The following is a 20474-nucleotide window of genomic DNA, read 5'->3' as shown; positions in this document are numbered from 1 at the left end:
ACCCATGTCCAGTAACGCTCAGCTTTTCGACCGCGCCTGCCGCAGCATCCCCGGCGGCGTCAATTCGCCGGTGCGCGCCTTCCGCTCCGTGGGCGGCACGCCGCGCTTCATCAAGCGCGCGCAGGGTCCGTACGTGTGGGACGCGGAAGACAAGCAGTACATCGATTACGTGGGCTCCTGGGGCCCGGCCATCCTGGGCCACTCGCACCCGGAAGTGGTGCGCGCTGTACAGGAAGCCGCCGTCAACGGCCTGTCGTTCGGCGCGCCGACCGAAGCGGAAATCGAACTGGCCGAAGTGCTGATCTCGCGCCTGCCGTCGCTGGAACAGGTGCGCCTGGTCAGCTCGGGCACCGAAGCCACCATGACGGCCATCCGTCTGGCACGGGGCGCCACCGGCCGCGCCAAGATCGTCAAGTTCGAAGGCTGCTATCACGGCCATTCGGACAGCCTGCTGGTCAAGGCAGGATCGGGGCTGCTGACCTTCGGCAATCCCAGCTCGGCCGGCGTGCCGCCTGAGTTCGTCTCGCACACGCTGACCCTGGAATACAACAACCTGGATGCCGTGCGCGAAGCCTTCGCGCAGCACGGCGCCGACATCGCCTGCATCATCGTGGAGCCGGTCGCCGGAAACATGAACCTCATCAAGCCGGCGCCCGGCTTCCTGGAAGGTCTGCGCGAAGTCTGCTCGCAGCACGGCGCGCTGTTGATCTTCGACGAAGTCATGACGGGCTTTCGCGTCGGACCGCAAGGAGTGCAGGGCCTGACCGGCGTCAAGCCCGACATCACCACGCTGGCCAAGGTGATCGGCGGCGGCATGCCGGTGGGGGCCTTTGGCGGCAGCGCCGAAGTCATGAAGCACATCGCGCCGCTGGGCGGCGTCTACCAGGCCGGCACGCTGTCGGGCAACCCGGTGGCCGTGGCCGCGGGTCTGGCCACGCTGCGCCTGATCGGCGCCCCGGGCTTCTACGAAAACCTGTCGGCCCAGACCGCCAAGCTGGCGCAGGGCCTGCAAGAACGCGCGCGCAAGGCCGGCCTGCCGTTCTCGGCGGATTCGGTGGGCGGCATGTTCGGCATCTATTTCAGCGACAGCATCCCGGCCTCGTTCGCGCAGGTCTCCGCATGCGACACGGCGGCATTCAACCGCTTCTTCCATGCCATGCTGGACCACGGCGTGCATTTTGCGCCGTCCGCCTTCGAAGCGGGCTTCGTGTCGGCCACCCACGACGACGCCGTGATCCAGGCCACGCTGGATATCGCGGAAAAGGTTTTCGCGGGGCTGTAAACGTCTTCGGAGCGGGCCTGGCGCCCGCTCCCTTCAAGGCGCCTTGTACTGCTCGTACAAGGCCGTCACATTCTTCACATAAGCCTGGGTTTCGGCGTAGGGCGGCACGGCGTCGTACTTGCGCACGGCGCCCTCGCCCGCGTTGTACGCGGCCAGCGCCAGATCCAGACGGCCCGGATACCGGTCGATCAGCCGGCGCAAATGGCGCGATCCGGCCTGCACGTTGGTCGCTGGATCCACCAGCGCGCGTTCCACGTCGTCCACCGACAGCAACGGCGCGGCCGTCGCCGGCATCAACTGCATCAGTCCCAGCGCGCCCTTGGGCGAGCGGGCATCGCTGCGAAACCCCGATTCGATGGCAATGACCGCAGTCAGCAACGCCTGGTCGACGCCGGAATCCAGCGCGGCGCGGGCGATCAGGTTGTCGTGCTTGGTCGTGGGCTTGACCGTGCTCCAGCGCAAGGGCGGTTCGGCCGCGGCCCGGGTCACCCGGCGCGCGCCGTCGCCCGCCTCGGGCTCACAGGTCAGGCACAGGGCTTCGACGCTGGCGCGTCCCGCCGTCCGTGCCTGCGCCCGCTTGTAGTATTTACCGGTGCCGGTGGGCACTTTCATCGTGCGCCATACCCCGAACGGGTCCTTGTAGCGGTAGGTATCGGCGGCCTGGACCGGCGCTGCGGCCGCCAGCGCCAGAGCACCCGTCGCCAGCGCCGCCATCCCGCCGGCGCGCGCCAGGATGGCGCGCGTGGCCGAAAGAATGGAAGTGGGCGGTTGGGACATGGGACGGGGCTCCGGCGGCGTCCTGAGACGCGTTGGCGAGCCCTAATGCTGCTTGCACCATCCCGGTCCTGTCTTTCCTGCCGATGATCTACATCGCGGCAAGCCGCTGGTTTCCCAGGGAAAATCGGGGACATGACTAGGCCATGCGGACGATAAATTTTGCGTGTTTCAGGCCGGTAAAGATCGTCCTTGCAATGAATATGACGTAATATTTCGTTCAATTACCAAATGATTGAACCGGCCGTTCGTGCCGGAACCGGAGAGAGGGTGAAATGGGCGCAGAAAACATGCTCCAGCTGGTGCTGGATGCCGACACCAACGTCCTGACGGCGGTCTACACGCCGCCACCCCGTCCGGAACCCTCCGAGGCCGCGCCCGCGCCTGCCGCGGCGCCCACCTCTCAAGAGGGCGGCGAACAGCCGGACGACCAGGACACCAGCGTCGCCCTCGCCGATGACGCCGACGCCCCGCTCATCAACCCGGACCTGCCGACCTGGGACGCCCTGGTCGCCGCCGCTGCCGCGCAGGGTTGGGGCGCCGAGGCGCTCGACAACCACGCCATCCTCGCCTTCATCGACCTGTGCCGCACGGCCGCCGAACCCGTGCAGAGCCCCGTCGGCCAAGTGGTTGACGGCAGCTTCGACATCGAACTGAACGCGACCCGCATGGCGGCAACCCTGACGCTGCACCCGCCCAAGGGCGGCAAGCCCGTCACGCTGGAAGCGGTCCGCCAGGCGCTCGCCGACCAGGGCATCGTGCACGGCGTGCTGGACAGCGCGCTGGCCGAGGCCGTGGCGCTTGGGCGTGCCGAGACCATCCTGGCCGCGCAAGGCACGCCGCCTACGCGCGGCACACCCACCCGCTTCGAGAGCCTGCTCGACCGCCTGAAGCCGCGCGCCGAAGACATCGACGAACTGGCCCAGGTGGATTACCGGGACCTGGGCAGCCTCTTGCTCGTGTCGCCGGGCACGCCGCTCATGCGCCGCATTCCGCCGCTGCCCGGCGTGGACGGCACCAACGTGCTCGGCGAGCCGGTGATGCCCGAAGAGCTGCCCGACACGCCGTTCTCCAAGGAGTTGTCCGGCGTCGAAGTCGATCCCGAGAATCCTCTGCTGCTGCGCGCGGCCATCGCCGGCACGCCGACAATCATCACCCATGGCGTGCAGGTCAATCCGATGGTGGAGGTGGACGCCGTCAACCTGTCCACCGGCAACATCAACTTCGAAGGCTCCCTGCAAGTGCGCGGCGACATTGCCGCCACGATGGAAGTGCGCGTCACCGGCGACGTGGTCGTCAACGGCACCATCGAGGCCGCGCTGGTCGAGGCCGGCGGCAGCGTCACCGTCAAGGGCGGCATCATCGGCATGGCCGAAACCGTGCACGACGCCACGGCCGCGGCGCGCACCGCGCACATCGTCTGCGGCGGCACACTGCGCGCCAAATTCATCGAGAACGCCGTCATCAGCGCGGGCCAGGACATCGACGTCGAGCGCGAGATCCGTCAATGCAGCATTGCCGCCGGCGGCAGCGTGAATGTCGGGCCGCCCAACACGCAGCAAAGCGCCATCACGGGCGGCGAAACCCGCGCCCTGCTGGCGGTGCGCGCCGGCACCATCGGCTCGCCGGCAGGCATTCCGACGCTGGTGCAGGCAGGCCTGGATCCGCACGCGGACATCAAGCGTTCGGCGCTGACCCGCAAGCGCCTGAAGATGAACGAGGAAAAGGCCAAGCTGGAGCAGCTGCTGATGTTCCTGCAGGCCAATCCGCAACGGGCCACGGGCGACGTGGTCGAGCGCGCGCGCAACACGCACACCAAGCTCATCGGCGATCTGGCCGGCCTGGAAACCGAAGAGGCCCAGCTGGCGCGCGACCTGCTGCCCCAACAGAACGCCACCATCGCCGCCACGCGCCGCTTCTGTAGCGGCACGAAGATCCAGCTGGGCAACAAGATGCAGGAGTTCCTGGAAGACCAGGTGGGCGGCAAGGCCGGGCTGGAAGAAGGCGAGATCGTTATTCGCTAGGCGCCGTCGTCCGGCATCAGTTCCTTGAACCACACGCGCGGCGAGATGCCGCGGTCCGGGCCCAGGACCGAGAAGCCGCCGTCCACCGGAATGTCGACGCCGGTCATCCACGATGCCGCGTCCGAACACGCAAAACACACCGCCGCGGCGATCTCTTCGCCGGAGCCCACGCGGCCCAGCGGGTGAAAATGCGCGCCCACGGCATCGGCCGCCTGGCGGGATCCGCCTGACAACTGTTCCACCGACGGGGACCACGTCCAGGCCGGCGACACCGCCAGCACGCGCACGCCCGACGGCGCCAGTTCCACCGCGAAATTCTTGGTGATCTGCAGCAGCGCGGCTTTGGAGGCCGGGTACAGCGCCCGCCCGGCCGCACCGAATTTTCCGCCCGTGCTGCCCAGGTTCACCACCACGCCGCCGCGCGGCAGATGCGCCGCCGCCATCTGCGTGAAGATGGCCGCCGACACCAGATTCGTATCCAGCGTGCGATGCCACTCCTCGCGGGTCGACGCCAGCCCGCGGTCCGCATACTGGCAGGCATTGTTGACCAGGAAATCGAGCCGGCCAAAGCGCGCCAGCGCGGCATCGATGCAAGCCTGGATCTGCGCATCCTGGCCGATATCGGTTTCGCAGAACAGCGCGCGTTCGCCCAGCGCCCGCGCCAGCGCCTCGCCGGCCTCGGCATTGCGGCCGACCAGCACGACGTTGGCGCCCGCCGCGGCAAAGCCGCGCGCGATGTCCGCGCCCAGCCCCTGGGTGCTGCCGGTGACGATGGCGGTCTTGCCCGCCAGGCCCGGGAAACCTGAAAAGTCCATGTGTGTTCCTTGTCAGTTGGGCGCGGCGGCCCAGCGCACCGCGTCGGCCACCGGCGCCGTCTGCGCGATCAGCCGCATGCTGGCCAGCGACGCCGCGTGCACCGCCGGGTCGGCTGACGCGCAAGCATCTTCGGCCACCATGACCGAAAAGCCGATATCGGCGGCATGACGCACCGTGCCTTCCACCACCGAATGCGTCGCCACGCCGGCCACCACCAGCCGGCGCGTGCCCAGCAGCCGCAGGGTTTCCTCCAGCGGCGTGCCATAGAACGCGCTGATGCGCGTGTGCTTGACCACGAACTCGCGCGTGCTGCCCGCCAGCGGCTGCAGCCCGTCATAGAACGCGCTGCCCCACTGCCCTTCCGGCACCGCCCCGATCCTGGCCACGTTGCGGAAGATATCGCAGTTGGGCAGCAGGTCCGCGTAGTCCGGCCGGAACGCGATGCGCACGTGCACGATGGGCAGCGCATGCGAGCGCGCGCCTTCCAGCAAGGCGGCGGCGTTGTCCAGCAGGCGCTGGCGCGCCCCGCTGTCGGCATCCAGCCCGACGCGGATCTTGCCATCCGGATGCAGCACATCGTTCTGATAGTGCAGCGCCAGCACCGCCACGTCCGCGCTCATCACACGAACACCTCGAACGCATCATGCGCATCGTCGCAATTGACGAGGTCCACGCGCTTCATGCGGATGCGCCAGCCATCGCCCTCGGCGGCCAGCTTGTGGGTGTAGCGGCCTGCCAGCTGCCGCGGCTGGCGCTTGCGCCATTCGGTCATCTGAAAAACGGAATGCACGACCAGGTTGCCGCCGGCATCCACCCCCTCGACCTGCACGCCGCCCACCAGCCGCACAGTGCGCGTGGGCGGCTGCTGGGACCAGTTGCGCGGATGTTCCAGGCGCCGGATGCGCACATCGCGCAGCATGCGGTCCTCCCAGAACAACGAGATGTAGTCGTACGGGCTTTCCTGGCCCGGCTTGCGCGGCATCCAGTACATGCCGTCTTCGGTCCACAGCGCCTGCCAGTCGTCATAGCGCCGTTCGTCCAGCAGCCGCGCCTCGCGGTACAGGAACTGGGCGATGCGGTGATAGGCATCGGCGGGCACGTCGGCGGGCGCAAGGTTCGCGGTGCCGACATCGAAATCCAGATCTAGCAGCATGCGCCGTCTCCCTTGGCCGCGGCAGCGGCGCCATTGCCTGCGCCAGCCTCCATGTAGGCTTTCCATGCGCGGAACTGGTTGCGCATGGGCAATTCGCTGGTGCCGTTCACGGACACCATGCCGTCGGCGTCGACGCGGTCGGTGCCGTGATAGCGGTGCATGCTGACCCAGTCGCCGCCCCGCGTCGCGTTGCCTTCCTGGCAGCGGTTGTAGAGCTCGATGTCGTCCGGCATGACGTTGGACGACGGCGAATTGATCACGTTGGCATACAGCATCGCGCGCTTGAACACGCCGTCCGGCGCGCCCTTGCAGCGGAACGTCTGGATCTCGATCAGCGTGCGGTCCACGGCCACTGGCCGGATCACGCGGAACTGCTGGAACACCGTGTGAGGCGAGCCGCTGCCGTAGATCACCGTGTTGTGGCGGTTCATGCCCAGGATCTCGCGGGCGCGCTGTTCGCCATAGGCGGCGGTCAGCGACTCGAAGTGCGCGCGCGACACGGGATCGCGCTCGGCCGCGCCCGGATTGAAGATGCCCTCCATGTAGCCGTGGCCGTTGTCGTAGGCGCGCAGCTCCAGCTTTTCCCAGAACTCGTAGGGCTCGCCGTTGCCGTCCATGATGTGCAGTTCCAGCGGCATCTCGCCGATTTCCTTGGCCTCGTCGCGCGCCGCCGCATACGACGACTCATGCGTGACCCGCGCGTGCATCGTGTCGTGCAGGTTCTCGTAGAAGACCTTCCAGTTCGACCGCTGCATCACGCGGAAGACGCCGCCTGCCACTTCCACTTCGCCCACGGGCGAACGGTCGCACAGGTTGTCGATCGACGAGCGCACGCCCCCCAGGAAGTCCACCAGCGCCTGCCCGTCGGCCGCCTGGCTGGCGAACACGAAGCCGCGGTAGCTCTCCACCCGCGGCAGGCGGCGCATCGAGAACGACGGATCCGCCGGGTCGTACGAGGTGCCTTCCAGGCCCTGCTTGAGCGGCACGCCCAGATGGCTGCCGTCCAGCTTAAACGTCCAGGCGTGATACGGACAGCGGAAGAACTTGCCGGCACAGCCTTCGCCGTCGGCCACCACCTTCGCGCCCTTGTGCGGGCAGCGGTTGTACAGCACATGCACGCGGCCGTCGGCGGCGCGCACCATCAGCACGTCCTGATCGCCCAGCCGCGTGGTGTGATAGTCGCCCGTCTTGGGCACCTGGCTTTCGTGGCCCACGTAAATCCAGGCACGGCCGTAGATGCGCTGCATCTCCAGATCGAAGATGGCCGGATCCGTGTACAGGTCCCGATGCACGCTGTCGCCGCGCACCAGGGCCGCAAGTTGTTCGTCGGTATAAGGCATGTCGTCTCCCTACTTGTTCTCGCTGTCCTTCCAGCGCGCCATCAGCGTGTTGGAAGGCAGCGTCTCGTCCAGCAGCTTGGCCGCCGTCTCGCGCCCGGCCGTCGGCAGGCCCTTGGGGTCCAGAAGGCCCACCTGAACCAGCACGCTGGCCTGATCCCAATAGATGTGCTCGTGATAGAGCTTGTCGCCGCGGAACTTCACGATGGCCACCAGCGGGATCTCCACGTACTTACCCGTGGGTGCGACGCCCGGCAGCATCCAGTCGATCTCGGTCGTGTGGGTAAAGCAGAACAGCAGTTCATCCACGATCTGCGTGGCGCCCACCGTGCGCGACAGCGGCACCAGCCGCGTGTCCGGCGGGTTGCTGTTCACGAAATGATGCTGGTAGAAGCGCGACAGCTCCTTGTGGCCCACGCCGCCTGTCATCGTCGGAATGTGGTTCACGTAGGGTTCGGCCACCATCGTCGCCATCGTTGCGGCCACGTCGCGCGTGCCGAATTCATATTCGCAATGCTTGTCCCACAGATACGAATAATCAAATTCCGGCCCGATCGTGCGCTGCAGCGCCGCCATGCTGCGCTGGTGCGCCATCAACGCCGACGGCTTGTCGTAGTGATCGCCGCCCGTGCGCGCAAACGCGTGGTCCACGCCCGGGTACACGTACAGCTCCACGCCCGGCTTGCCGCCCAGCGCTTCCAGGATGCGCGCGCGCGCCTCGGGCGGACAGAAGCCGTCCTGCTCCGCAATGTGCAGCACCAGACGGCCACGCAGATTGGCGGCTTCCTCCAGGCTGTCCTCGATGCCCACGCCGTAGTAACCCACCGCCACATCCGCATCGGTGCGGCAGGCGGCAAGATAGGCCAGTTTGCCGCCCAGGCAATAGCCCAGCACGCCCGCCCCGCCCTCCTGCTCGGGCAAATCGCGCAGCGCCGCGAGTGTCGACGCGATGTCCTTGATGCCCTCATCCACGTCAAAGCCCTTGTACAGCTCGAAGGCACGCGGCATGTCGGCCGGGCCGTCCGTCAACTGGATGCCGGGCTGCTGGCGCCAGAACAGATCCGGCACCAGCACCACATACCCTTCCTCGGCCAGCAGCTGCGCGCTGCGCCGCATGAAATCGTTGACCCCGAAAATCTCCTGGCACAGCACCAGGCCCGGCCCGCGGCCCGAAGCCGGCACCGCCAGATAGGCGCCAAAGGACTTGCCATCGTGCGAGGCGATCGTCACCTCGCGCGTCGAAATGCGTTCTGTCATGCGTATCTCCTGTGTTGCGATGCCCGGCGGCCTACTTCATCTGGCACGCGGCGGCAAAGGGATCCTGGTATTGGGTCAGCACCGTGCCCGACAGCTTGTTCGACAGCTTGCCGCTGGCGTCCGCCTCGACCACGCGCAGGTAATAGTTCTGCACCGGATACTGGTTGCGGTTGAACTTGAAATCGCCCCGCACCGACTTGAAGTCCGCGCGGCGCAGCGCCGGCCGCAGCGACTCGGCATCCAGCTTGCCGCCCGTCTGGCGCACCGCGCTGTCCAGCAGCATTGCCGCGTCATAGCCCTGCGATGCATACAGCGACGGGCTGCGGTTGTATGTCTTCTTGAAATCCTCGACGAACTTGCGGTTGGCGGGGTTGTCGAGTTCTGCCGCCCATTGCGCCGTGTTGCGCAGGCCCTTGATCGGCGCGCCCACCGCCGCGATCGTGTCCTCGTCACCCGAAAAGCCCGGCGCCAGCAACGCGATGTCCTTGGACAGGCCCGCCCCATTGAACTGCTTGATGAAATTCACGCCCATGCCGCCCGGCAAAAAGAAGAACACCGCATCGGGCTTGCTGGCGCGCAGCTGCGTGATCTCCACGCCATAGTCCAGCTGACCGAGCTGCGTATAGATTTCCTCTGCCACGCCGCCCTTGTACAGCCGCTTGAACCCGTTCAGCGACTCGCGTCCGCCCGGATAGTCCGGCGCGATCAGCGCCACGCGCTTGTAGCCCTGGTCGGCCGCGTACTTGCCCATCGCCGCCGGGATGTCCTCGTTCTGCCAGGCCACCGCGAAGAAATTCGGATTACAGCCCGCGCCCGCGTAATTCTCGGGCCCCGTGTTCGTGCTCAGATAGATCGTGTCCGACTGCAGGATCGCCGGCATCACCGGCAGCAGCACATTCGAGAACACGATGCCCGTCATCACGTTCACCCGGTCGCGCTTGAGCAGCCGTTCCACCGCCTGACGCCCCGTATCCGCCTTCTGCTGGTCATCGGCCACCACCACTTCCGCCGTCAGCCCGCCCAGCTTGCCGCCCGTATGCTGCAGCGCCAGATTGAAGCCGTCCCGGATCTCGTTGCCCAACGCCGCGCCCGGCCCCGACAGCGTGGTCAGCAGCCCCACCTTCACCTTGTCCGCTGCCGACGCCGCACCCGCCGCGCCCGCCACCGCCCCCACGCAAACCAGCGCCGCCAGCGCGCGCCGGCTCCATCGATTTCGATTCATGTGCCACCCCGTATTCGCCGCCAGCCGCGCTGGCGGAAAGCTGACAGAACCCGTCTGCCGTCGGTACACGCATGCCGCCGATCCAAGTCGCCCAGCTTACGCGCCGCGGCGTCTGCATTCCAACAGGCGCCAACCACCCTGCACGGCGCCTCCCGGCAAGATTAGGGCCGCGTCCACCCCAGCTCTATCCGAATACCGCCACCCTTATCCGGGATTCACTTAATTCCCAATGCGGCCCGATTACATTACGCTGCCTCCAGATACGGGATCGGTCCCGTCCCGGAGGCTTCCATGCACGGCTGGTCCCGAATCGAGCTGGCGCCCTTGTTGCAACGGCGCGTCTTCAGCTCCACGCAACAGGATGAGACCCGCGCGCGCGTGTCCGAAGCCCTGAAGGACCACCGCCTCACCTGGAAAGGCGGACGCGTCGATGCGGAGCTGAACCGGGGCCGATTCGGCTCGCTGACCGTCTGTACGTTGCGCTACGGCGCCGAAGTCCACATCGAACCCGACCGCCTGCAGGACTTCATGCTGGTCCAGGTGCCGCTGCGCGGCCGCGCCCGCATCGAATGCGGCGACGAAGGCGTCAACGCCGACCCCGACTGCGCCGCCGTCATCGCCCCCAACCGCCGCCTGCGCCTGCACTGGGAGGCCGGCTGCGAACAACTGCTGCTCAAGATCCCAAGAGGCAAACTGGAAGCCATGGGCCAACGCGCCTTCGGCGACGCCGCCGCAGGCCCCCTGGACTTCACCCCCGCTCTGCGCCTGGACACCCCCATCGGCGCCGCCTGGCGCAGCATGATGACCAGCCTCATCCACCTGCTTCCCACCCTGGACGACGGCGCCCGCCGCCCACCCGCCGCGTGGCTGGAGCACCTGGAAGACACCCTGGTCCTGCACCTGCTCTACAACCAGCCCAACACCTGGCAAACCCACGCAGGCCAGCCCAACACCGTCCCGCGCCGCCTCAGCATCGCCGAGACCTACATGCGCGAACGCCTGGGCGCCCCCCTGACCCTGAACGCCATCGCCCGCCACGCCGGCGCCAGCGCCACCGCGCTCACGCGGCTGTTCCAGGAACACCGGAACACCACGCCGATGAATGCGCTGCGCGCCTTCCGGCTGGACGCGGCGAGAACACGGCTGAAGACCCAGCCGGACGCGAGCGTCACGGAGGTGGCGCTAAGCGTGGGGTTTGGGCACTTGGGCAGGTTTTCGGAGTATTACCGGGAGCGATTTGGAGAACTGCCGAGAGAAACGCGGCGCGCGGCGGGATGAGGTGGACCGCTGAAGCAACGCAAGCCGCGAGCGCGCAGCGCACCCGCCAGCCGCAAGACACCGCGTAAGCCCCACCAGGCCGCCCGCGCGGCCGCAGTGGGGCGGGCAACGCAAGATGCTTCATACCGAAGCCACCGCAGGCAATAACCTCAAGAACGCCGCCCTCCCCAGCGCCCGCCAAGCTGAATTCACCCGAGCCCGGCGTGGCGGCGGCCTGGGGTGCGCGGGGCGTGTAGATGCGCCCGAGGGAATCTGAAGGGAAGGCCGAAGGCCTGGACGAAGATGACGAAGGGGGAGTCCGGAGCGAAGGCTCCGGACCGCAATCGTAGCCCCGCGCGCCCCAGGCCGACGACGCGCCGGGCGTCTTAAGAACGGCACCGAGGCATCATGAAGGTGTCAGACACCGGCCCCAGCAAAACCCCGCCAAAAGACCAAATAAAACCGCAGCCAAAAGCACCAAAGGCCCGCCGCTCCAGCCCCCCGGTGCCGGCCGGGCAGCAAAAGCGGCGAACCTTCGGTACACCGTCAAGCCGATTAACGCGTTACTGCGCAGGCACCACCGCAGTCACTTCAATCTCGACCTTCGCGCGATCCTCCACCAGATCGGCAACCTCCACCGCCGTCATCGCCGGGAAATGCCGGCCGATCAACTCCCGGTAGTGCTTGCCGATGCCCGGATAAGCCGCCACGTATTCCTTCTTGTCGGTCACATACCACGTCATCCGCACGATATGTTCCGGCTTCGCCCCGCCCTCGGCCAGGATCTGCACGATGTTCAGCAGCGCCTGACGCACCTGGTCCGCGAAGTCATCGGACTCGAACTGCTGCTGCCCGTTCCAGCCCACCTGTCCGCCTACGAACACCAGCTTGCTGCCCACCTGCATCTCGGTCAGCACACCATTCGAATAGCCCCGGGGCGCCATCCAATCCGGCGGTTGCAGAATCTTCATAACGTCTCATCCTATTGATCAAATAAACAAACCACAGGGTGGCGCCCGCTTATGCCGCGGTTGCCAGATAATCCTGCATGCGTTCCCGCAGATCCGCGGGCAGCGGCATCGACTTCATCGTCCGCAGATCCACCGTCACGATCGTCAGCGTCGCCGACAACCGCAACTGCCCGTCAGGCCCTTCAAAACGCACCAGCGCCTTGAACGACGCCCCGCCGATGCGTTGCACCGAAAGCGTCTGACGAAGCTTTTCGTGCCAGCGGCTTGGCGCGCTGAAATCGCACGTCACCGACGCCATCGGCGTGCCGATGTGCCGCTCCACGTGCAGCGCATGAAATGGCAGCCCCATTCCCTTGTCGAACCACTCCTCGACGAAATCATTGATCATCTCGAAATAGCGCGGATAGAACACGATGCCCGCCGGGTCGCAATGCCGGAAGCGGACTTCTACCTGACTCACGAAGGGTGCTGCCATGATGTTTCCTTGTTGCCGATTGCCTGCTTATGCCATCTTGCGCAGCGCAAAGCGCTGCAGCTTGCCGGTTTCCGTGCGCGGCAACGCATCCACGAACTCGATCGCGCGCGGGTACTTGTAGGGCGCAATGTTCGCCTTCACGAACGTCTGCATCGCCGTCACCAGTTCCGCGCTGGGCGCAAAGCCCGGCTTGAGCACCACGAACGCCTTCACCACCTGCCCGCGCTCGTCATCCATCGCGCCCACCACCCCGCATTCCGCCACCGCCTCATGGCGCAGCAGCGCGTCCTCGACTTCCGGGCCCGCGATGTTGTAGCCCGCCGACACGATCATGTCGTCGTTGCGCGCCTGATAGAACAGATAGCCGTCGTCGTCCTGCACGAACGTATCGCCCGGCAGATTCCAGCCGTTCTGCACAAAGCGGCGCTGGCGATCATCCGCCAGATAACGGCAGCCGGTCGGCCCCTTGATCGCCAGGCGGCCCACCGTGCCATTGGGCACCGGCTTCATCTCGTCGTCCACGATCTGCGCCACATAGCCCGGCACCACGCGGCCGATTGCGCCGCGGCGCACCGACTCCGGCGGACTCGACACGAACACGTGGATCATCTCCGTGCCCCCGATGCCGTCGATCATCTCGATCCCCGTCGCATCCTTCCAGAGCTGGCGCGTCGCATCCGGCAGCGCCTCGCCCGCCGACACGCTCTTCTTCAGCGAAGACAGATCGAACTTTCCCACCAGCGCCGCCATCTGCCGGTAGAAGGTCGGCGCCGTGAACACGATCGTCGCGCGGAATTCCTGGATCAGTTCCAGAAGGCTCTCCGGCGACAGCTTTTCGGCCAGCACCGTGCTGGCGCCCACCCGCAGCGGAAAGCACAGCAGCCCGCCCAGGCCGAACGTGAACGCCAGCGGCGGCGTGCCGCAGAAAATGTCGTCCGGCCCCGGCTTGATCACATGCTTGGGGAACAGATCGCACATCGCCAGCACGTCGCGATGAAAATGCATGCAGCCCTTGGGCGCGCCCGTCGTGCCGCTGGTGAACGCAATCAGGCACACATCGTCCGCCGCCGTATCGCAGGCCTCGAACGTATCCGGCTTGCCGGCGGCCAGCGAATCCAGCGCATCGGCTGCCGTGTCATTGAAATACATGACCTGCGCCAGGCCCGGGCAATGGTTCTCGTGGTCCGGCTGCGCGCAGAACTGCGCCTCGTCCTTCAGGCGCACGTCGCACAGCACTGCCTGGATCTGCGCCTTCTCGATGATCTGCTTCAGTTCCTTGGAACGCAGCAGCGGCATCGTCGGCACCGTCACCAGGCCCGCCTTGATCGCGGCCAGCCACGACGCCGCCATCATCGGATTGTTCGGCCCGCGCAACAGCAGGCGATTGCCCGGCACCAGCTTCATGTCCTCGGTCAGCACATGCGCGATGCGGTTGGTCAGCGCCGCCAGTTCGCGATAGGTCATCGACGCCGGCTTGCCGTCCTGGCGCCAGCGCAAGGCCACGCGGTCGCCGTGGCCGCGCCCGACCATGGCGTCCACCAATTCCACCGCGCAATTGAAACGCTTCGGATAGGCCACGTCGGGGCCGTCCAGCAGGAACTCAGGCCATTGTTCGCCGGGGGGCAAGTTGTCCCGGGCGAAGGTGTCGATGTGGGCGGATACTTCCATGAAAATTCCCCTTGGCTAGTGCGATGCGGTTTACGTTGCAAAAGGCAGGCGCTCGATGGCCCCTTTACGCCTTCAGCAGTTCACGGGCGATGATCAACTTTTGAACTTCCGTGGCGCCTTCGTAGATACGCAGCGCTCTGATTTCCCTGTAAAGCTTCTCCACCGGCATCCCCGACACCACGCCCGCGCCGCCGAACATCTGCAAGGCCCGGTCGATCACGGTCTGCGCCGACTCGGTGGCCGTCATCTTGGCCATCGCGGCTTCGCGCGTGGTGCGCAGCTTCTGCACGTCGCGCATCCACGCGGCGCGGTACGTCAGCAGCGCCGAGGCATCGATGGCGGTCGCCATGTCGCCCAACGCGGCTTGCGTCAGTTGCAGGTCGGCCAGCGTCTGGCCGAACATGCGGCGCGTCTTGGCGCGCGCCAATCCTTCATCCAGCGCCCGGCGTGCAAAGCCCAGCGCCGCCGCCGCCACCGATGCGCGGAAGATATCCAGCGTCATCATGGCCAGCTTGAATCCCTGCCCCGCCTCGCCCAGCCGGTGCGTGGCCGGCACGCGGCAGTTATCGAACGTGATCGTCGCCAGCGGGTGCGGCGCAATCAGGTCTATGCGCTCAGACACCTCGAACCCCGGCGTATCCGCGTCCACCACGAACGCGCTGATGCCGCGCGCCCCCGGCGCTTCGCCCGTGCGCGCAAAAACGCAGTAGAAGTCCGCAATGCCGCCGTTGGAGATCCACGTCTTGGCGCCGTTCAGCACGTAATGGTCGCCGTCCAGCTTGGCCTCGCACGCCAGCGCCGCCACGTCCGAGCCCGCGTCGGGTTCGGACAGCGCGAAGGCCGCAATCGCCTCGCCGCGCGCCACGCGCGGCAAATAATGCTGACGCAGCGCATCCGAACCCATCAGCGAAATCGCGCCGCTGCCCAGCCCCTGCATCGCAAACGCAAAGTCCGCAAGCCCTTCATGGCGGGCAAAGGTCTCGCGCAGGATGCACACCGCGCGCGAATCGACCTCGGGCAGCGCGCCGCCCCAGGCCCCGCCCGGGCCGCCCGCCACCGCATACCGCAGCCAGCCGGCCTGGCCCATGGCCTTGACCAGCTTCCGGCACGCTGCGTCCGCATCGTGATGGTCCACGTCGCCCAGCGATTGCTCGCACCAGGCGTCGACCTCATGCGCCAGCTTGCGATGCGCGTCGTCGAAAAAGGGCCAGTCCAGCCAGCTTGCGTCGCGCATCGTCAATTCCCCTCGAAGACAGGCTTTTGCTTGGCCACGAAGGCCTCGTAGGCGCGATGGAAATCGCGCGTCTGCATGCAGATGGCCTGCGCCTCGGCTTCGGCCTCGATGGCTTCGTCCACGCCCATGTTCCATTCCTGATGCAGCAGCTTCTTGGTCACGCCGTGCGCGAAGGTCGGACCCGCGGCCAGCTGCGCGGCCAGCGTCTGCGCCGCTTCCAGCAGCTTGCCGGACTCGTGCAGCGCATTGAAAAAGCCCCAGCTTGCGCCCTCGTCCGCCGTCATCGCGCGGCCCGTGTACAGCAGCTCGGAAGCGCGGCCCTGGCCGATCATGCGCGGCAGCAGCGTGCACGCGCCCATGTCGGCGCCCGCCAGACCCACACGGGTGAAGAGGAACGCGGTGCGCGCCGCCGGCGTGCCCAACCGCATGTCCGAGGCCAGCGCCACCATCGCGCCCGCGCCGGCGCACACGCCGTCCACCGCCGCCACGATGGGCTGCGGGCACGCCCGCATCGCCTTGACCAGATCACCCGTCATGCGCGTGAAGTCCAGCAGTTCCGGCATGCTCATCTTCGTGAGCGGGCCGATGATCTCGTGCACGTCGCCGCCCGAGCAGAAATTGCCGCCCGCGCCCGTCACCACCACCACCTTGACGTCGGTGGCATACACCAGCGACCGGAAGAAATCGCGCAGTTCCGCGTACGAATCGAACGTCAGCGGGTTCTTGCGCTCGGGACGGTTCAGCGTGATGGTGCCGACCTTGCCGTCGTCCGACACCTGCCACAGGAACGTCTTCGCCTGGTAACCGGCGATGGGACGCTTGTGATGCTTCATGGTGTGTTCTTCGGGCTGGGTGCTCATGGTGTCTCCGTTCGTGAATGCTGGATGGTTGGGGCGCCGGACTCAGCCGGTCATCACTTCGCCGCCGTCGACGGCGATCGCCTGGCCGTTGATGGAGGCGGAGGCCGGCAGGGCCAGCCACGCGACCGTTTCGGCCACTTCCTCGGGCTGCACCAGGCGGCCCTGCGGGTTGCGCTCGGCCAGCTTCAGGCGAGCGGCGTCCGGCGTCATGCCGGTCTTTTCAACGATGTTGGCGACCGCACCGCGCACGATGTCGGTCTCGGTGTAGCCGGGGCACACAGCATTGACCGTCACGCCCTTTTGCGCCGTTTCCAGCGCCAGCGACCGGGTCAGCCCGATCACACCGTGCTTGGCGGCGCAGTAGGCACTTACATACCCATAGCCGATCAGGCCTGCCGTGCTGGCCACGTTAATGACGCGGCCCCACTTTTCCTGCAGCATGCCCGGCAGCGCGGCCTGGATGCAGTGGAACGTGCCGGTCAGGTTGACAGCCAGCATCTGGTTCCACAGCGCCGCGTCCGTGCGGTCAAACCGCTGGCTGACCGCCTGGCCCGCGTTGTTCACCAGCACCAGCACCGGCCCGAACTCGGTCTCGGCCTGCGCGAAGGCCGCGCGCACCGACGCCTCGTCGGCGATGTCGGCGCTGACCGCCTGCACCTGACCCAGCCGGGCCAGTTCGTCGGTCGCGGCATCCAGCGCGCCGCCGTCGCGGCCCAGCAGCGTGACGCGCGCGCCGCGCTGCAGCAGCGACCGTGCGCTGGCCAGGCCGATACCGCGCGCGCCGCCCGTCACCAGGGCGTGACGCCCGGCAAGCGGTAACGGTTGTGCGTTCATTTGATGTCCAGTTGCGCCATGGCGGCGGCGCGTTCGAAGTTGGTTTCCAGCTGGCGCTTGCCCGCGAAATACTGGCTTGGCCACGCCACATCAACATAGCCCACCCGCGCCGCTTCGCGCAGCGTCCAGGAGGCGTCAGCCAAATGGGGACGTGCCAGCGCGCACAGGTCCGCGCGGCCCGAGGCGATGATGCCGTTGGCGTGGTCGGCCTCGAAGATGGCGCCCACGGCAATCGTGGGGATGCCCGCTTCGTTGCGGACGCGGTCGGCAAACGGCGTCTGGAACATGCGGCCGTACACCGGCTTTTCTTCCTTGCTGACCTGACCGGACGAGCAATCTATCATGTCGGCGCCCGCCGCCTTGAAGTGACGCGCGATCTCGACCGCGTCGTCCGCGGTAATGCCGCCTTCCACCCAGTCGCTGGCCGAGATCCGCACCGACATCGGCTTATCTTCCGGCCACACCGCGCGCACCGCATGGAAAACCTCCAGCGGGAAGCGCAGGCGGTTTTCCAGGCTGCCGCCGTATTCGTCTTCGCGCTGGTTCGTCAGCGGCGAAATGAAGCTGGACAACAGGTAACCGTGCGCGCAGTGCAGCTCCAGCCAGTCGAACCCGGCCGCCGCCGCGCGGCGCGCGGCCGCCACGAAGTTGTCGCGCACCTGATCCATGTCCTCGCGCGTCATGGCGCGCGGCGTCTGCGACACGCCTTCGATGTACGGCAGCGCCGACGCCGAGACCAGCGGCCAGTTGCCTTCGGCCAGCGGATGATCGATCTTCTGCCAGCCCAGCTGCGTCGACCCCTTGCGGCCCGCGTGACCCAACTGCATGCCGATACGCGCATCGCTGTTGCTGTGCACGAAATTCACGATGCGGGCAAACGCCTGCTGCTGCTCGTCGTTCCACAGGCCCGGGCACCCCGGGGTGATGCGGCCGTCCGGCGACACGCAGGTCATCTCCACCATCACCAGCCCCGCCCCGCCCATGGCGCGCGCGCCCAGGTGAACCAGGTGGAAATCGCCCGGCACCCCGTCCGTGCACGAGTACATGGCCATCGGCGACACCAGGATCCGGTTCTTCAGCCGCACGCCGCGCACCTGATACGGCGTCAACATCGGAATGGCCGGACGCCGGCCCTCGGGCGTGGCGGCGCCGGCGCGTTCGGCGATCCAGCGTTCAAATCCTTCCAGCCAGGCCGGGTCGCGCAGACGCAGGTTCTCGTGCGAGATGCGCTGCGAACGGGTCAGCAGCGAATAGGCGAATTGCTCCGGTTCCAGTTCGGCGTAACGCTCGACGTTTTCAAACCATTCAGTGGAATTGCGCGCCGCGTTCTGGATCTTCAACACCTCGACGCTGCGCACTTCCTCGTAGTGATGCAGGCCCGCCTCCACGCTGCCTTCCGCGCCGCTCAGGCAGCGCGCCAGCTCAATCGCGTCTTCCAGCGCCAGCTTGGTGCCCGAGCCGATGGAAAAATGCGCGGTGTGCGCCGCATCGCCCATCAGCACAACCGGCACCCGGCGCGTGCCGCGCGCGGTTTCCAGATCGTTCCAATGGACCCACGTATTGCAGATGACCCGCGGGAAGCGGATCCAGATCGCCGAGCCGCGCAGGTGCGAGGCGTTGCTGATGAGCTTGTTGCCATCCAGCCAGGGCGCGAACAACTTTTCGCAATACGCAATGCCCTCTTCCTGGCTCATCTGCTCGATGCCGGCGGCTTGCCAGGTTTCCTCGGGCGTTTCCACGATGAACGTGGACATGCCATCTTCGTAGCGGTAAGCGTGCGCCTGGAACCAGCCGTGCTCGGTCTGCACGAAGGCAAAGGTGAACGCGTCGAACACCTTTTTCGTGCCCAGCCACACGAAGCGGCAGCGGCGCTGATCGATATCGGGATGGAACGTGTCCGCGTAGCGGGTGCGGATCTGACTGTTGATGCCGTCCGAGGCAATGACGAGGTCGGCATCGTACTCGCGGGCGATGGCCTGATCATCCTGAACGAAGTTCTCGAACACAAGCTTGACGCCAACATCCTCGCAACGCGCCTGCAGGATGTTCAGAAGCTTCTTGCGGCCAATGCCGATGAAGCCGTGACCGCTGGTGCGGATGCTGCGTCCCTTGAAATGGATGTCGATGTCATCCCAATGGTTGAATGCATCGCCAATGGTTTGCGCCGAGACCGGGTCGGCCTCACGCAGGTTCTGCATGGTGGCGTCGGAGAACACCACGCCCCAGCCAAAAGTGTCATACGGACGGTTGCGTTCGATGACGGTGACTTCGTTGGCGGGATTCTGCAGTTTCATGAGCAGACCGAAATACAGGCCGGCGGGACCGCCGCCGATGCAGACTATCTTCATTGCCGTATACGCTCCAAGTACGCGACAGTCGCTCTTGGTGCCGGAGCGGAAGCCGCAGATATTTAGGTCTGGATAGTTTAGGCTTGAAATATATATCGGAAGTGGTGGGTGTGCAAATGAGGGAAAGTATTTAGGGATGCTGGATGGGGAGGGAAATGGGGACGGCTGGAGGGGGTGTGGCGATGGGGAGTTGAGCTGGGTTTGACGTTGGCTCTGGTTTGACGGTAGGCCTGAGTTCGCGTGTTGGCGTTCTGCTCCCGCCCCTCGGCGCGGTCGGCAGGGGCACGATCGCCCACGATTGCGGTCCGGAGCCTTCGCTCCGGACTTCCCCCTCGTCATCTTCGTCCGCCTTCGGCTCCCTGCAGATTCCCTCGGGCGCATCGACGGCGCTCGCGCCCCTGCCGCCCGCACCGAGGAGCTGCGATGTGCCGGGTTGGGACGCTGCTAGAGCCATGGTCGGGGAAGAGTCTTGCGGGGCCCGCCGAATCGCGGCCGCGCGGGCGGCCACGATCGGCATACGCGGTGTGGGGCGTCGAGGCGGTGGTCGCTTGCGCGCCGGCGGGGATTGGGGTGCTAAGGCTCCAGCATCACTTGGGGGGAGGCGGTGATGGGCGGCGCGCGGCGACGGGCTGCTACAGCTTGACGGTCGGCACGCGCGCCGCCCATCGGAGACTTGAGTTCAATTGATGATTAGTGACGGACCACTTGGTGGTGACTGACACCTGCCACGAACGAGCGCCTTCGCCAGGATGGGTGTCTGACACCCAAGAAGCACCTTTCAAGCTTGTAGCCCGTCTATGTGGGTGTCAGACACCAAAGCGCCACCTACTCGCGAAGCGTCATCATCACGCCGCAAGACGCCGTCTACGTCCCTGACGGTGTCTGACTGAGCTAACCCGGGTTTTCCGGACACTCGTAAAAGTAGACAATACTTGAAGGAGGTGTCCAATGGATAAATCCAC

17 protein-coding genes are annotated in these 20474 nt (G+C 66.5%); 3 read left to right on the top strand and 14 right to left on the bottom strand.

The window, feature by feature from the left end; translation table 11 throughout:
- The first annotated feature begins 4 nt into the window (after positions 1-4).
- The gene (gene hemL / locus KVT32_RS26510) at positions 5-1282 is read left to right on the top strand and encodes a glutamate-1-semialdehyde 2,1-aminomutase (protein ID WP_056327425.1); all 1278 of its coding nucleotides are present in this window, start codon (positions 5-7) and stop codon (positions 1280-1282) included.
- Between the two features lie 33 nt (positions 1283-1315).
- Here the strand turns inward: hemL and KVT32_RS26505 are convergent, their stop codons facing one another.
- Positions 1316-2059 (bottom strand): lytic transglycosylase domain-containing protein, encoded by a 744-nt coding sequence (locus tag KVT32_RS26505; protein WP_152383315.1) that lies wholly within the window; start codon positions 2057-2059, stop codon positions 1316-1318.
- Positions 2060-2331: 272 nt separating this feature from the next.
- Here KVT32_RS26505 and KVT32_RS26500 point away from each other — a divergent pair, with 272 nt between their 5' ends.
- Positions 2332-4080: a DUF342 domain-containing protein gene (locus KVT32_RS26500; protein ID WP_217619067.1), complete on the top strand. Its 1749-nt coding sequence runs from the start codon at positions 2332-2334 to the stop codon at positions 4078-4080.
- Here KVT32_RS26500 and KVT32_RS26495 read toward each other — a convergent pair.
- The 6 genes from KVT32_RS26495 to KVT32_RS26470 are packed head-to-tail and all read right to left on the bottom strand — an operon-like array spanning position 4077 to position 9865.
- Entirely contained in the window at positions 4077-4895 is an 819-nt protein-coding gene (locus KVT32_RS26495) for an SDR family oxidoreductase (protein WP_152383314.1), read from the bottom strand. The genes KVT32_RS26500 and KVT32_RS26495 overlap by 4 nt on opposite strands.
- 12 nt (positions 4896-4907) lie before the next feature.
- Complete coding sequence (locus KVT32_RS26490; protein WP_217619066.1) at positions 4908-5516, bottom strand: cysteine hydrolase family protein; 609 nt, start codon at positions 5514-5516, stop codon at positions 4908-4910.
- Entirely contained in the window at positions 5516-6049 is a 534-nt protein-coding gene (locus tag KVT32_RS26485; protein WP_128829871.1) for an aromatic-ring-hydroxylating dioxygenase subunit beta, read from the bottom strand. Before KVT32_RS26485 ends, KVT32_RS26490 begins: the two co-directional genes overlap by 1 nt.
- Positions 6040-7389, bottom strand: a complete 1350-nt coding sequence (locus tag KVT32_RS26480; RefSeq protein WP_217619065.1) for an aromatic ring-hydroxylating dioxygenase subunit alpha — start codon at positions 7387-7389, stop codon at positions 6040-6042. Before KVT32_RS26480 ends, KVT32_RS26485 begins: the two co-directional genes overlap by 10 nt.
- 9 nt (positions 7390-7398) lie before the next feature.
- Positions 7399-8643 carry a dienelactone hydrolase family protein gene (locus tag KVT32_RS26475; RefSeq protein ID WP_056327439.1) on the bottom strand — a complete coding sequence of 415 codons (1245 nt, stop codon included), beginning with the start codon at positions 8641-8643 and terminating at the stop codon, positions 7399-7401.
- Positions 8644-8674: 31 nt separating this feature from the next.
- Positions 8675-9865, bottom strand: coding sequence for an ABC transporter substrate-binding protein (locus KVT32_RS26470; RefSeq protein WP_152383311.1), 1191 nt, complete (start codon positions 9863-9865; stop codon positions 8675-8677).
- Positions 9866-10156: 291 nt separating this feature from the next.
- On the opposite strand from KVT32_RS26470, the gene KVT32_RS26465 reads away from it, so the two are divergent.
- Positions 10157-11143 (top strand): AraC family transcriptional regulator, encoded by a 987-nt coding sequence (locus tag KVT32_RS26465; protein WP_152383310.1) that lies wholly within the window; start codon positions 10157-10159, stop codon positions 11141-11143.
- Between the two features lie 542 nt (positions 11144-11685).
- Here KVT32_RS26465 and KVT32_RS26460 read toward each other — a convergent pair.
- The 7 genes from KVT32_RS26460 to KVT32_RS26430 all read right to left on the bottom strand — a co-directional run bounded on the left by KVT32_RS26460 (position 11686) and on the right by KVT32_RS26430 (position 19512).
- On the bottom strand, positions 11686-12093 hold the full coding sequence (locus KVT32_RS26460; RefSeq protein ID WP_175236276.1) for a RidA family protein: 408 nt from the start codon (positions 12091-12093) through the stop codon (positions 11686-11688).
- A 49-nt stretch (positions 12094-12142) separates the two neighbouring features.
- Positions 12143-12568: a thioesterase family protein gene (locus KVT32_RS26455; protein ID WP_062841615.1), complete on the bottom strand. Its 426-nt coding sequence runs from the start codon at positions 12566-12568 to the stop codon at positions 12143-12145.
- 27 nt (positions 12569-12595) lie between these two features.
- Complete coding sequence (locus KVT32_RS26450; protein WP_175157439.1) at positions 12596-14236, bottom strand: AMP-binding protein; 1641 nt, start codon at positions 14234-14236, stop codon at positions 12596-12598.
- A 64-nt stretch (positions 14237-14300) separates the two neighbouring features.
- On the bottom strand, positions 14301-15470 hold the full coding sequence (locus tag KVT32_RS26445; RefSeq protein ID WP_217619064.1) for an acyl-CoA dehydrogenase family protein: 1170 nt from the start codon (positions 15468-15470) through the stop codon (positions 14301-14303).
- Positions 15471-15472: 2 nt separating this feature from the next.
- The gene (locus tag KVT32_RS26440; protein WP_062841618.1) at positions 15473-16330 is read right to left on the bottom strand and encodes an enoyl-CoA hydratase family protein; all 858 of its coding nucleotides are present in this window, start codon (positions 16328-16330) and stop codon (positions 15473-15475) included.
- Positions 16331-16372: 42 nt separating this feature from the next.
- On the bottom strand, positions 16373-17164 hold the full coding sequence (locus KVT32_RS26435; protein ID WP_062841619.1) for an SDR family NAD(P)-dependent oxidoreductase: 792 nt from the start codon (positions 17162-17164) through the stop codon (positions 16373-16375).
- Positions 17161-19512 (bottom strand): bifunctional salicylyl-CoA 5-hydroxylase/oxidoreductase, encoded by a 2352-nt coding sequence (locus KVT32_RS26430; protein WP_152383306.1) that lies wholly within the window; start codon positions 19510-19512, stop codon positions 17161-17163. Before KVT32_RS26430 ends, KVT32_RS26435 begins: the two co-directional genes overlap by 4 nt.
- Between the last annotated feature and the right edge of the window lie 962 nt (positions 19513-20474).

The sequence above is a fragment of the Achromobacter sp. GbtcB20 genome (genome assembly GCF_019091095.1).
Classification (GTDB): Bacteria; Pseudomonadota; Gammaproteobacteria; order Burkholderiales; family Burkholderiaceae_B; genus Achromobacter; species Achromobacter mucicolens.
The sequence above is the reverse complement of the archived record's forward strand: the minus strand, read 5'-3'. Positions and strand labels throughout refer to the sequence as shown.

Bases quoted from the DNA above. Each gene is read 5' to 3' on its own strand.
- KVT32_RS26445 (WP_217619064.1), bottom strand. From the start codon at position 15,470: ATGCGCGACGCAAGCTGGCTGGACTGGCCCTTTTTCGACGACGCGCAT.
- KVT32_RS26465 (WP_152383310.1), top strand. From the start codon at position 10,157: ATGCACGGCTGGTCCCGAATCGAGCTGGCGCCCTTGTTGCAACGGCGC.
- KVT32_RS26480 (WP_217619065.1), bottom strand. From the start codon at position 7,389: ATGCCTTATACCGACGAACAACTTGCGGCCCTGGTGCGCGGCGACAGC.
- KVT32_RS26505 (WP_152383315.1), bottom strand. From the start codon at position 2,059: ATGTCCCAACCGCCCACTTCCATTCTTTCGGCCACGCGCGCCATCCTG.
- KVT32_RS26470 (WP_152383311.1), bottom strand. From the start codon at position 9,865: ATGAATCGAAATCGATGGAGCCGGCGCGCGCTGGCGGCGCTGGTTTGC.
- KVT32_RS26485 (WP_128829871.1), bottom strand. From the start codon at position 6,049: ATGCTGCTAGATCTGGATTTCGATGTCGGCACCGCGAACCTTGCGCCC.
- KVT32_RS26430 (WP_152383306.1), bottom strand. From the start codon at position 19,512: ATGAAGATAGTCTGCATCGGCGGCGGTCCCGCCGGCCTGTATTTCGGT.
- KVT32_RS26455 (WP_062841615.1), bottom strand. From the start codon at position 12,568: ATGGCAGCACCCTTCGTGAGTCAGGTAGAAGTCCGCTTCCGGCATTGC.
- hemL (WP_056327425.1), top strand. From the start codon at position 5: ATGTCCAGTAACGCTCAGCTTTTCGACCGCGCCTGCCGCAGCATCCCC.
- KVT32_RS26460 (WP_175236276.1), bottom strand. From the start codon at position 12,093: ATGAAGATTCTGCAACCGCCGGATTGGATGGCGCCCCGGGGCTATTCG.
- KVT32_RS26500 (WP_217619067.1), top strand. From the start codon at position 2,332: ATGGGCGCAGAAAACATGCTCCAGCTGGTGCTGGATGCCGACACCAAC.
- KVT32_RS26450 (WP_175157439.1), bottom strand. From the start codon at position 14,236: ATGGAAGTATCCGCCCACATCGACACCTTCGCCCGGGACAACTTGCCC.
- KVT32_RS26475 (WP_056327439.1), bottom strand. From the start codon at position 8,643: ATGACAGAACGCATTTCGACGCGCGAGGTGACGATCGCCTCGCACGAT.
- KVT32_RS26435 (WP_062841619.1), bottom strand. From the start codon at position 17,164: ATGAACGCACAACCGTTACCGCTTGCCGGGCGTCACGCCCTGGTGACG.
- KVT32_RS26490 (WP_217619066.1), bottom strand. From the start codon at position 5,516: ATGAGCGCGGACGTGGCGGTGCTGGCGCTGCACTATCAGAACGATGTG.
- KVT32_RS26495 (WP_152383314.1), bottom strand. From the start codon at position 4,895: ATGGACTTTTCAGGTTTCCCGGGCCTGGCGGGCAAGACCGCCATCGTC.
- KVT32_RS26440 (WP_062841618.1), bottom strand. From the start codon at position 16,330: ATGAGCACCCAGCCCGAAGAACACACCATGAAGCATCACAAGCGTCCC.